This window comes from Apilactobacillus bombintestini (genome assembly GCF_003627035.1).
GTDB classification, from domain to species: domain Bacteria; phylum Bacillota; class Bacilli; order Lactobacillales; family Lactobacillaceae; genus Apilactobacillus; species Apilactobacillus bombintestini.
In genome coordinates, this window is record NZ_CP032626.1 from 1,245,716 (window position 1) to 1,257,850 (window position 12,135).

Annotated in this window: 12 protein-coding genes and 1 riboswitch; of the genes, 3 read left to right on the plus strand and 9 right to left on the minus strand. The window is 36.8% G+C overall.

Annotated elements, in window-relative coordinates; all coding sequences use genetic code 11:
* Positions 1-154 precede the first annotated feature (154 nt).
* Both D7I45_RS05960 and D7I45_RS05965 read right to left on the minus strand, forming a co-directional pair.
* The gene (locus tag D7I45_RS05960; RefSeq protein WP_120784798.1) at positions 155-688 is read right to left on the minus strand and encodes a hypothetical protein; all 534 of its coding nucleotides are present in this window, start codon (positions 686-688) and stop codon (positions 155-157) included.
* A 17-nt stretch (positions 689-705) separates the two neighbouring features.
* The gene (locus D7I45_RS05965; RefSeq protein WP_162924110.1) at positions 706-1,008 is read right to left on the minus strand and encodes a hypothetical protein; all 303 of its coding nucleotides are present in this window, start codon (positions 1,006-1,008) and stop codon (positions 706-708) included.
* 153 nt (positions 1,009-1,161) lie between these two features.
* On the opposite strand from D7I45_RS05965, the gene D7I45_RS05970 reads away from it, so the two are divergent.
* Positions 1,162-2,046 (plus strand): RluA family pseudouridine synthase, encoded by an 885-nt coding sequence (locus D7I45_RS05970; RefSeq protein WP_120784800.1) that lies wholly within the window; start codon positions 1,162-1,164, stop codon positions 2,044-2,046.
* Between the two features lie 78 nt (positions 2,047-2,124).
* Here D7I45_RS05970 and D7I45_RS05975 read toward each other — a convergent pair whose 3' ends face one another.
* The 4 genes from D7I45_RS05975 to D7I45_RS05990 form a co-directional block, all read right to left on the minus strand.
* Positions 2,125-4,515, minus strand: a complete 2,391-nt coding sequence (locus D7I45_RS05975) for a phosphoketolase family protein (RefSeq protein WP_120784801.1) — start codon at positions 4,513-4,515, stop codon at positions 2,125-2,127.
* 232 nt (positions 4,516-4,747) lie between these two features.
* Positions 4,748-5,476, minus strand: coding sequence for a GntR family transcriptional regulator (locus tag D7I45_RS05980; protein ID WP_120784802.1), 729 nt, complete (start codon positions 5,474-5,476; stop codon positions 4,748-4,750).
* Between the two features lie 80 nt (positions 5,477-5,556).
* Positions 5,557-5,889: an ArsR/SmtB family transcription factor gene (locus tag D7I45_RS05985; protein WP_120784803.1), complete on the minus strand. Its 333-nt coding sequence runs from the start codon at positions 5,887-5,889 to the stop codon at positions 5,557-5,559.
* A gap of 11 nt (positions 5,890-5,900) precedes the next feature.
* Positions 5,901-6,464: a cadmium resistance transporter gene (locus D7I45_RS05990; protein ID WP_120784804.1), complete on the minus strand. Its 564-nt coding sequence runs from the start codon at positions 6,462-6,464 to the stop codon at positions 5,901-5,903.
* 99 nt (positions 6,465-6,563) lie between these two features.
* Between D7I45_RS05990 and D7I45_RS05995 the strand changes: the two genes are divergently transcribed.
* Positions 6,564-7,067, plus strand: a complete 504-nt coding sequence (locus D7I45_RS05995) for an aminoacyl-tRNA deacylase (RefSeq protein WP_120784805.1) — start codon at positions 6,564-6,566, stop codon at positions 7,065-7,067.
* On the opposite strand, the gene D7I45_RS06000 is transcribed toward D7I45_RS05995, so the two are convergent.
* The 3 genes from D7I45_RS06000 to D7I45_RS06010 form a co-directional block, all read right to left on the minus strand.
* The gene (locus D7I45_RS06000) at positions 7,068-7,709 is read right to left on the minus strand and encodes an HD domain-containing protein (RefSeq protein ID WP_242446892.1); all 642 of its coding nucleotides are present in this window, start codon (positions 7,707-7,709) and stop codon (positions 7,068-7,070) included. It lies immediately after the preceding gene.
* Between the two features lie 70 nt (positions 7,710-7,779).
* Positions 7,780-8,277: a DUF1836 domain-containing protein gene (locus D7I45_RS06005; protein WP_120784807.1), complete on the minus strand. Its 498-nt coding sequence runs from the start codon at positions 8,275-8,277 to the stop codon at positions 7,780-7,782.
* 53 nt (positions 8,278-8,330) lie between these two features.
* Positions 8,331-10,673 carry an HAD-IC family P-type ATPase gene (locus tag D7I45_RS06010; RefSeq protein WP_120784808.1) on the minus strand — a complete coding sequence of 781 codons (2,343 nt, stop codon included), beginning with the start codon at positions 10,671-10,673 and terminating at the stop codon, positions 8,331-8,333.
* A 96-nt stretch (positions 10,674-10,769) separates the two neighbouring features.
* On the opposite strand from D7I45_RS06010, the gene D7I45_RS06015 reads away from it, so the two are divergent.
* The gene (locus D7I45_RS06015) at positions 10,770-11,624 is read left to right on the plus strand and encodes an aldo/keto reductase (protein ID WP_120784809.1); all 855 of its coding nucleotides are present in this window, start codon (positions 10,770-10,772) and stop codon (positions 11,622-11,624) included.
* A gap of 200 nt (positions 11,625-11,824) precedes the next feature.
* Positions 11,825-12,004: riboswitch (Lysine riboswitch) on the plus strand.
* Positions 12,005-12,135: the final 131 nt, after the last annotated feature.

Consider the following 12,135-nt stretch of genomic DNA (forward strand, 5'->3'; position numbering starts at 1 on the left):
CTTACTTATCTGACACGCTACAATCCGGTAGCATAATGTGTCCCCCTTCGAAATACCGCTTAATCACAAATTTTAAACTTATGAAAACAACCGTAGTTGCGCGGTCCTCTCGACTCATCGCAATTAACATTGTAACACGAATGAATCGTAATAACTATTTTTTCTTGGTAGTTTTCTTAGTAGACTTCTTCTTAGTAGTCTTCTTTTTCTTATCAGTTTGCTTATCAGCTTCTGCTTGTTCTTCACGAGTATTTTCAATCGCACCAATTTGGCGTAATACCCATGCCGCTAATTTGTCGATAATTTCATCGCTAACGGCGAAATCATCTTGGGCGGCTAATTCATCGATACGCATCTTAGAACGGTTTACATCGGGTGATTCTACGAACATGTAGACATGTAGATCATCTTCTCCACTACCACTCATGATTTTGCTAATGTTTTTAACGTAACGATATGGTAAGTTAATAATATTGTTTTGTAGATAAAAACTAACTTCTTGTCCCTTTACTTGTAATAAAGTAGATGCTAGACGACCGGAGTTAATCATTTCTTCCATAAAAGCTAATTGCGGTTTAATCGCAGCTTTTACATCTTTTTTAATATCTTCTAAAGTCATTTCGGCAGAATTAGTAGCGAATTTTTCGTCTTCTACATCCGCGATAAACTTTTGTGCATCCATTTTCATTTTTATAAACACCTATCTTACTTTTTTAAGTTTTTCGAAACTATTCGTATATAATCAACTTTTAACTGATGGGCGGCAACGCGGTACCATAATAAGTTTACAATAATGCCTAGGCCAGCGAAGATAGCGACCCCTATATGGGCATTACCGGATACCGCAGCTTTAATAATTATTAAGTAACTTAAGGCATAGATACCAATTACCACAGCTAAAAAGTGATAGGCTAAACGCCAACGACGCCAACCAGCTAGTAAAAGGACGCCGTATAAGACGACCGCAAAAATAATGGTTTTAATTAAATCGGTAGAGTTTCCACTCATCCAAATATCACATATAATAAAAATAACTAGTGATAAAAGGCTCCATAAGCCTATGGTCTGCTTATTCATAATAACCCCCAGAGTAAATTACTATTTACACCTTATCACATCTTATTGAAATTGAGTAACAAAATCTAAAAAAGAGGTAAAAAAATGTCAACGTGGTCATATTCATTAACGGTAAAGAATTTAACGTCACCCACGACGGTGCGCCAATATTTAAGTAAGCATTTGTGGATTCCTAAACACCTAATCTTTGCCTTACGTAAACAACAACACGTCTGGGTTAATGAAGAATATCGTCCCATGAGTTTTTCCATTAAAAACGGCGAAAAACTACGATTAACCTTCGTCGACCATGATTTTTCCTTGCCGGTACAAAATTTAATAGCCGACAATTCCGTTAAACCCACTATATTATATGAAGACGATGATGTTTTAGTAGTTAATAAACCCCGCGGATATAAAACTCATCCTAATCAACCGGGTGAAACGCATACTTTATTAAACTTCTGTGAAGCATATTTGAATCAATCTGACCAACACGCTTATATGATTCATCGTCTCGATCAATATACTTCCGGAGCTATTATCGTAGGTAAAAATCCCGCCGTAGTCCCTATCTTGGTGCGTTTAATTAAAGAAAAAGTTATTCATCGTACCTATCTGGCATGGGTAGATGGACATTTTAGTAAAACTTCCGGAACCATTGATAAACCTATCGGCTACGATGATGACGATAAACGCAAACGCCAAATTAACGGACGTAACGCTAAACCAGCCGTAACGGATTATGAAGTAGTACAAACTAAAGGCAACTATTCGTTAGTTAAATTAGTTTTACACACCGGTCGTACCCATCAAATCCGCGTGCATTTAGCTTCCCTAGGTCACCCCATTGTCGGTGATCCACTATATAATGACGATGATAACGATGAAATGTTACTACATTCTTGGCAATTAAAACTAATTCGTCCTTATTATTTCGATGAATTAAATATCACTTCCCCATTAACCGAAGTGATGCAAAAATTTTAAATATGTATAAAAAAAGAGCCGCATCATAAGATGCGACTCTTTTCATATGGTTTTAGAAAGTTAATTTAAATTTTTAAATTACTTTAATGGTTTCCATTCCCATTCGTTAACTTCTGGTAAGTCAGTACCAACTTCACGAATGTAAGCATTGTGCTTATCAATCATGTCGTTCATACGTTGTACGAATGAAGCACCCTTTACAGAGTATTCTGGAATGTCATTTACAACTTCCTTAGCTAGGTCGAAACGATCTAGTTGGTTCAATACACGCATATCGAATGGTGTAGTAATATCACCGTTTTCACGGTAACCATGAACGTGAACGTTGTGGTTGTGACGATCGAAGAATACATCCTTAACTAGGTCTTCGAAGCCGTGGAATGCAAATACAACTGGCTTGTCAGTAGTGAATAGACGGTCAAATTCTTCATCAGTTAAGCCACGAGGGTCAACCTTAGGTGAACGTAGTTTCAAGAAGTCAACAACGTTGATGAATCTGATCTTCATTTCTGGGAATTCAGCATGTAGGATTGAAATAGCAGCTAATGATTCCCAAGTTGGTTCAGTACCAGCAGCAGCAATAACTACATCTGGTTCTTGACCTTGGTCAGTTGATGCCCAGTCGATGTAGCCTAAACCATTCTTAACAAGGTTTGTAGCTTCTTCAATGGAGAACCATTGTGGACGTGGGTGTTTTGAAGTAACGATTAAGTTAATCTTTTCTTGACTAGCAAAAGCAACGTTACCAACAGCTAATAGAGTATTAGCATCAGCTGGTAAGTATTCACGAATGAATTCAGGTTTCTTTTCAGCCAAGTGAGTTAACAAGCCTGGATCTTGGTGAGTGTAACCATTGTGATCTTGTTGGAATACAGTTGAAGTATCAACAAAGTTCAATGATGGGTACTTGTTTCTCCAAGGTTGTTCAGCAGCTTTACGTAACCACTTGAAGTGTTGAGTTAACATTGAGTCAACAACACGACCGAATGCTTCGTAAGTTGCGAAGAAACCATGACGACCAGTTAGTACGTAACCTTCTAACCAACCTTCAGCTTGGTGTTCTGAAAGTTGTGAATCGATTAAACGACCTTCATGAGCAACGTATTGGTCATTTGGTTCCATAATGTCTTCCATCCATTGACGGTTAGTTTCATCAAATACACCGAATAGACGGTTTGACATTGATTCATCAGGACCGAATGCACGGAAGTTGTCTGGGTTGGCGTCCATAACGGCACCTAACCATTTACTCCATACAGCCATGTCTTGAGCAACTGTCTTACCTGGAATCTTAACATCAACAGCAAAGTCTTTGATGTTTGGTAGACGTAGAGGCTTAGGATCGATACCACCATTAGTGATAGGGTTTACTGACATTCTTCTGTCACCCTTAGGTGCTAGAGCTTTAATGTCATCCTTGATAGTACCGTCATCGTTAAATAATTCTTCTGGTTTGTATGACTTCAACCAGTTAACGATTAAGTCAGCGTGTTCCATGTTGTTTGATGAAACATCAACTGGGATTTGGTGAGCACGGAATGAGTTTTCGATAGGTTCACCGTCTAGGTTAGTCTTAGGACCAGTCCAACCCTTAGGAGTTCTAACGATAATCATTGGCCAAACTGGTTCAGTAGCAGTTTCTGCAGTTTGGTTTTCACGTGCATTCTTTTGAATGTCTTTGATTTCGCCGATAACTTCGTCCATAACCTTAGCCATCTTTTCATGGTAAGCCATGTGATCATCGAAGTCGTCACCGTTTTCAACAAAGTGAGCTTTCCAGCCCATACCCTTGAAGTAGTCAGTTAATTCTTCATCTGACATACGTGACATGATAGTAGGGTTTGAAATCTTGAAACCGTTTAAGTTAATGATAGGTAGAACGGCACCATCTTTAACTGGGTTGATAAACTTGTCTGAGAACCAACTTGCAGCTAATGGACCAGTTTCGGCTTCACCATCACCAATTTCAACAGCGGCAATTACATCAGGGTTATCCAAGATAGCACCAACACCGTGTGATAGTGAGTAACCTAATTCCCCACCTTCATGGATTGAACCTGGAGTTTCAGGGGCAGCATGTGATGCAACTCCACCAGGGAATGAGAATTGTTTGAATAATTTAGCCATACCCTTTTCATCTTGTGAAATGTTTGGGTAAATGTCTGAGTAACTACCATCAATGTATGAGTTAGATACCATAACTTGGCCACCGTGACCTGAACCTTCAACGTAGAACATGTTTAGGTCATACTTGTTGATAGCACGGTTTAAATGTGCGTAAATGAAGTTTTGAGATACGATAGTACCCCAGTGACCGATAGGCTTAACTTTAACATCGCTTGATGTAAGTTCTCTCTTTAATAATGGGTTATCTCTTAGATATAATTGACCTACTGATAAGTAGTTAGCAGTACGCCAGTATTTATCTAATTCTTCCAAGTATTGCTTGGAATCGAAATCTTGAGCCATTAATTAACACTCCTTTTTAAATAAAAACTATTGAAATTAATAATGGTATAAAATCATCAGACTACGTCCAATAATTTTAATTACAGTGAATATAATAAAGATTTTTTACAAAAAGTCAACCTTTTTGTAAATTGATACGGTCCAATTATTTCCCTGCAATTAATACCATTATTACACGTTCATTATTATGAACGATTTTGGCACAATAGTCCAATGATTTTCATAACTTTTTTTAGTGATCATTTAGCATAACAAATGTATTGTATCGCAAGTAACGATAATGCAAGCGCATGTTAGAAACTTCGAAAGGTGTTCCATCATCTAAGAAGAAAATTCCTTCCATAACTCCTACCGGTTCGGTAGGTTTTAAATTAAGTAATTCTTGGTCTTGCTCGTTAGATGGACTAGCTAAAATAGATAAAAATGATCTAGTAACGCTCTTATTAATAGTATCTTCCACATAATTAAAAATAGACTTTTCTACAATTTCGCGGGTTAATTCCGGCGCAATTTTAATTGGAATATATCCAGTTTCAATCATGAATGGTTGATCATCAAATAAACGCAAACGTTGAATTTCGTAAACAAAGTCACCTTCACTTAAGAAGAGGTCTTGTTGAATTTCTTTGTTTGCAGGAACTACCTTAAAACTTAATAGTTTAATTTTAGGGGTTTTACCCTGACTCTTTAAACTATCTGTAATTCCTAGGTTAGAACCTTCGTAATGAAAAATAGTTTTATTCTTCATATATAAAGGATTGATAAACGTTCCTGAACCACGTTTTTTAAATATAATGCCTTCATCAGCTAGCACCTTTAGCGCCCGTTTCACGGAACTGCGACTTACCTGATACTCTTCACTAAGGCTACGCTCGTCGGGCAAGCGCTTATTAGGAAATTCATTTTTAACAATTTTATCTTTTAAATCATTAAAAACCTTCCGATAAACTAAATCAGCCATTGCTTTCTCCTTAATTCGTTCAATATTACAGAAACCAGTATAACAGATTAATATATTAAATATCACTAATATTTAATATATTAGAATAAGTTCTTAGGATGAGGCTTGCCCACCATTTCGTGTTTTACGTGTTCCATCATATCTTGAATCATTTCTACAATATGTGGATCATCTACGGTATATAACACGCTAAGGCCTCGTTTTTGTTTCGATACAATTTGATAACGATATAAAACATTTAGTTGTTTAGAGACGATGGGCTGACTCAAATCTAGTGCACTAGTAATAGTAGAAACACTTACTCGATTAGGTTGATGCATTAAAAATAAAATAATGGCAATACGGCGGGGATTACTCAACGCTTTATAAATATGTGCCACTTCTTCAATACTTTTATCCATATTATCAGCCATACAGAAACCTCCTAGAAAATGGATAATAGATGACTAATTAATCCACTATCGAAAAATACATAAATACCTACTCCAATATATACCACTTTAGTTAGGAGTTCACCATACTTTTCCATTACGGTATTAACCGCAGAAAGATTTCCTAATTGCTTAATAATTAAAATAATAACGATAGATAAAATGGTTAAAGTTATTAAAACTGATAACATCCCCATCCAACTCAACGTCGTCAACACCGGAATAAACATGGATAAATTACAACCCGCACAAACGGATAAGTAAGTAATCAAAACGGTAACGGCTGGACGATGAGTTTTATAATCTTTAGCTTCTTCATCGTCATCGTGTAATGCCATATATATAGGAAGAACTCCTAAAATTCCTAGCAACCATTCGGGCAAGAAATAATCTAAAATTTGTCCCGCAAAGAAACTAAGCAATAATAAGATCCATAGTCCTAGCATGTACCCGACAATTACACTAGTTAAACGATACTTTTTTAATAAAAATAATAAAATAAAGAAAAAATCTAAATTAACCCCGATAAAGGTAAATAATATTAACCACCAATTCATAGTAGTTCCTCCTTTTATATACCATTTTCGGTATATAGATATATTACCATGAATTACTACCTAAATCTATGCTAAAATAAATGCCGAGGTGATATTGAAATGAGCAAAAAGAAAAAGAAAAATGCAGTTCACAAGACTTTAGTGGAACAAATTCTTGATAAAAATAACATTTCTTATATCCAACACCAATTCGCCACTCACGAAGAAGGCGACGTACAACAACTAGAAGTCGAATCTGACGTCGACCAACATACCATCTACAAGACTTTAGTCTTAAATGGTAAAAACACCGGTCCAGTGGTGGGTGTAGTTCCTTTGGATGAACACTTAGACGAAAAGAAATTAGCCAAGGAATCCGGTAACAAAAAAGTTAATATGGTACCTTTAAAAGATCTTTTAAAGACTACCGGTTATGTACACGGAGCTAACACTCCTATCGGAATTTACGAAAAATTCCACTACCCTATTTATGTAGACCAAGAAGCTAAACAACAAGGTCAAATCCTGGTATCTTCTGGTCAAGTAGGCCGTTCAGTTGAACTAAATGCTGAAGAAATGGGTAATTTAGTTCACGCTAAATTCGTCGATATTGCTAAAGACTAATTAATGATGGCCATGCCATTCATCTTTAAATTCTTGCACGAAGTTACGCATGTAAGCAGTGCGTTGTTGTGCTAGTCGTTTAGCAACCGGCGTATTCATTAAATCCGCTAACTTAAATAATTTTTCATAAAAATGATTAATTACAGTAGTATGTTGGCGGTAATGCTTTTTATCGAGGTCCGTACGGGGTGCTTGTTTAGGGTCATAAAGCACATCGCCGAAGTGACCCCCAAAATACATAGCGCGAGCAATCCCGATGGCGCCGATGGCATCTAGTCGATCGGCATCTTGGACAATTTGTCCTTCTATCGATAATGAATAATGATGTTTTAAATTACTGCTAAAAGACATATGCGTAATGATGTCCATTACGGCAGCAATATCTTTTGAGGTGTAATCCAACTTATGTAGTTGTGATTGCACCTCTTTTTGTTTGGCCGCAGTATCGTCGACTAATTTATCATCAATAACATCGTGTAAATAAGCAGCGGTTACTACAATATTTTCATCGGCAGTAGGTTCACTTTTTACGATATTTTTAGCTAAATTAACTACCCGTTGGATATGTGCGAAGTCATGTCCGGTTTTATCCGCGCCGAGTTGGTTTTGTACATATTCAGCAATAGCTGCCCAGTTATTCATAAACATCCCTCTTTCTTAATTAATCATTATATACGAAAAAAAGCGACTTACCCAAGGCAGTCGCTTCTTATTATTCATGTATCATATCTGCGAAAATTTCGTTGGCGATTAAACGGTTAGTAATGGTATCCGCAATCGCATTTAATAATCGTTCAATATCAGTATCATTTTGTAGTTGCACCTTGCCGTCAGCAATATGATGTAACTTTTCTTCTAGCATTTCGATAAATTCATCGTAAGCTTGCTTAGGAAATTGTTGCTTAGTAATGGCATCAATACCTTTACGAATGTCTTTAATAGAAAAGACCGGTTTTAATAAACTAATGATAATAATGTCTGCTACGTGTACAGTTTGGTAACGTTTCTTTACCGGCGCAAACGTAGCTTTATTTTTTACATAGTTATTAACCATGGATTTAGTAATGGTATCCATTCCTAATGGACCGATAGCTTCGTTAACTACGGCCACTAGTTGATCCATGTATAAATCAAACTTGGGAAGGTCTTCCCACTTAGGTAATTTTACAGTTCTCATTTGATCTTGCCATTTAGTATATTTACTATTCATAAGCTCACCTCGTTGAAAACATTATACCACATAATGTAGTTTTTAAAACTAGGTCAAATAGTTTTCTTAATATTCAATCGGTGTAATACCCGTTTAACTAGTCCCGTGACTAGGATAAAGATAGGTCCAGCAGTAATGATAGCTAAGGAAGCTGGAATAAAGATAGGTAATTGAAATACATTTACTAAGGAGAAAGCATCGTGGAAGAAGACGAAAATCCCGATAAAAATCAAAATGGTAGGCAAAATTACGGCCAATTTGGTTCTAGTCAATGGACGGGAAGCTTCAAATAATGCTAACCAGTAAACAAAACCAGTTACCAACACACTAATGGTAGATTTTTCCGCGAAATCAAACAAAAAGAATTTACCGATATAAACGTTGCTGACGATATAACCTACGATAGTTATCGCAGCCGGCAACGATACTAGATAAATTTTTCTATCGAATTGATCAGTAACTCGTTGGTAGTTAGGTGCCAATGCTAATAGGAAGGATGGCAACCCTACCATAAAGGTATTAATCGGTGTTAATTGGATAGGTTGGAAAGGATAACTGTGGGTACTAAACATAAATAAGATAGTTAACGATAACGAGAACATAGTCTTAATTAAGTAAAGCGATGCCACACTACTGATGTTATTAATTACTCGACGTCCTTCGGCTAACACATCAATCATGGAAGCAAAGTTGGAATCGATTAACACGAAATCAGCAATTCCTTTAGTACTTTCACTTCCGGAAACCATGGCAATTCCACAGTTAGCTTGTTTCATCGCCAACATATCGTTGACCCCGTCTCCGGTCATAGCGACCGTACGACCATTTAATTGGAAAGCCCTAATTAAACGTTTCTTTTGTTCCGGAGTTACACGCCCAAATACCGTATGAGTTTTAACCAAACGTAAATAATCGGCATCAAAAGGTACCTTCGACATATCAATTAATTCATCGCTATTAGGCATCCCCACCCGACGCGCAATATGGCTTACCGTACGTGGGTCATCACCGGAAATAATACGTAGTGAAACGCCTTGGTCAGTAAAGTATTGAAGCGTATCTTTAGCATCATTTCTGATTTCATCGGAAATTAATACCAAACCTAATACTTCAGGATTATGCAAAGGTTGTGCTAAACTATCGGCCACTTTAGCAGCTACTAATACTCGGTAACCTTGTTGAGCATAATGATCAATTTGTTTATCTAATTGGTCATCCATATCATCGACAACAAATTGAGGAGCCCCCATTACAAAATTACCTTGAGTGGTTTCTACCCCACTCCACTTTTTATCAGATGAAAATGGTACTTCTTTAGTTACTTCAATATCTGGTTGTTCAACGGCATGCTTAATTGCCAAAGAAGTTTCATTATCATCTTCGGAAGCATACACGATACTACCGATAGCTTGATAAATATCTTTTTTACTATATTCACCAGCAGGTTGTACGTCGGTTAAACTTAACTTACCACTAGTGATGGTTCCAGTTTTATCCAAACAAATAGTGTCCACTCGCGCTAGAGTTTCAATGGCTGGCAACTCACGCACCAATACCCGATGGCGAGCTAATTTAGCAGCAGAAACCGCTAGCGTAACAGATGATAATAGGACTAAACCTTCAGGAATCATTCCAATCATTGCCGCCACCGTACCTAGTAAGGCTTGGTTAATATCTAAACCACGCACTAACTTAGTTACCAATAGCAAAGTACCTAGTGGCACAATCACGAAAGTTAAATATTTAATGATTTTATTGATAGTTTTTAGCATCTTACTATCGGAATCTTTTTGGGTTCTACTTACTTCAGATTCCATACGGTTAACAAAGGTTTCATTCCCTACACGGGTGGTAATAATGCGGGCACTACCACTAATTACGAAACTACCGGAAGTAACGTCATCTCCGTAGTCCTTAGCGATTGAATCCGTTTCCCCAGTAATTTGTGATTCGTCAACTTGTAGACCGTTAGAATTAATCACTTGGCCATCAATAGGAATTTGATCACCGTGGCCGATGATTAACACATCCCCCATAACGATTTCATCAGAAGTAATTTCGCTAACTTGGCCATCACGGACCACGCGAATTAGACCTTGTGACAAAATAGCCATCTTATCTAATTGGATTTTGGATCTAATTTCTTGAATACTTCCAATAATCGTATTGGAAACAGCGATAATTAAGAACAGTAAGTTTTTATAATCATGGGTATACAACACCATCGCTGCCAATACTATATTAATGAAGTTAAACAACGTAAACGTGTTGCCCTTCAATATTTGCGGAATGGTTTTAGTAAATCCTTGCCGACGTTGGTTATGTAAACCCTCGGCGTATAAACGTTCCGCTTGTTTTTTCGTTAGACCCTTACGGCCATTAATTCGTGGTTGCACATTACCACCCCTTTACTACTATATTATTTGCTTTATTTTATTAACCTGTTTTATCATGGAACATGCTTAAGAAAACTTTAAGGAGGTTCCTTCTTTATGCCTAATTCAATTAAAGACACTATTAAATTAGCAGACGGTAACGAAATGCCTATGGAAGGCTTTGGTACCTACAAATTAACCGATCAAGCTACTATGGACGAAGCAATTAAGACTGCTTTCGACTCTGGCTACCGTTTATTTGATACTGCTCAATTCTATAATAATGAAAAATTACTAGGAAATTCAATTAAAAAGTTAGAACTTAACAGAAATGAAATATTTCTAACTACTAAAATTCCCGAACCTAAACAAGGTTACCAATCCACTTTAGATGCGATTGATGAATCTTTAGCTAACCTACAAACCGATTACATCGACTTGTTATTAGTTCACTGGCCAATTCATTCACAATTCTTCGACACTTGGCGTGCATTCGAAGATGCTAAAAAGGCCGGCAAGGTTAAGTCTATTGGGGTAAGTAACTATCACCAAACTCACTTAGACCTATTAAAGACACAAGCTAACGAAATGCCAGTAGTTAACCAAATTGAAGTACATCCATACTTGACTCAAAAGTCTATGATTGATGCTAACAACAACGAAAACATTCTTACTCAAGCTTGGAGTCCTATGGGCCGTGGTGCTACTCTAAACGATGCTACTATTCAAGAAATCGCTAAGGCACATGGTAAATCCGTTGCCCAAATCATTTTAAGATGGCATCTACAAAACGGTGTAGCTATCATCCCTAAGTCCAGCACTCCTGCACGTATTCGTGAAAATGCGGACATCTATGATTTCCAACTATCCGATAATGAGATGAAATCTATCGATGATTTAAATAAGGATGAACGCACTGGTGACGATCCAGAAGTAGTATACGAAATTGAACACCAATACCCTCGTCACTAAAAAATATAAGACCTACGTATAATAGTAGGTCTTTTTATTTTCTTTCATTTTTTGTTAACATATAGTTGTAAAGATAAATCGTGTTATTGACACCTCAGAGTCCTAACTATTTTAGATAGTTAGGACTTTTTATTAAAATAATATTAAAAAAACATTGTACTATTTTAATTTAGTGCTATTATAAAGGTAACTTAAATAATATCTAAGGAAGAGGCGCAATGATTATTAGTCATCCTATCAAACAATTTAGGTTGTGAAGCGATAGGATTAAAGGAATCGTTGCCGAAACTGGTAGTTGCCTAAACGACTACTTCGTTGGGTCCTAGCTAAATAAGCTAGGGACTGTCGCAAGTGATTACTTGCGGGGTGCTTTTAAGATTATTCGTAGAGATAATTAACACTAATAATTTTAAAAGAACCATTCCCCTCGGAATGGTCTTTAATTTACACCCTCAACTTAGACTAAGTTGAGGGTTTTAGTTTACTTATCAATACGCTGAGCGCTCTTCTT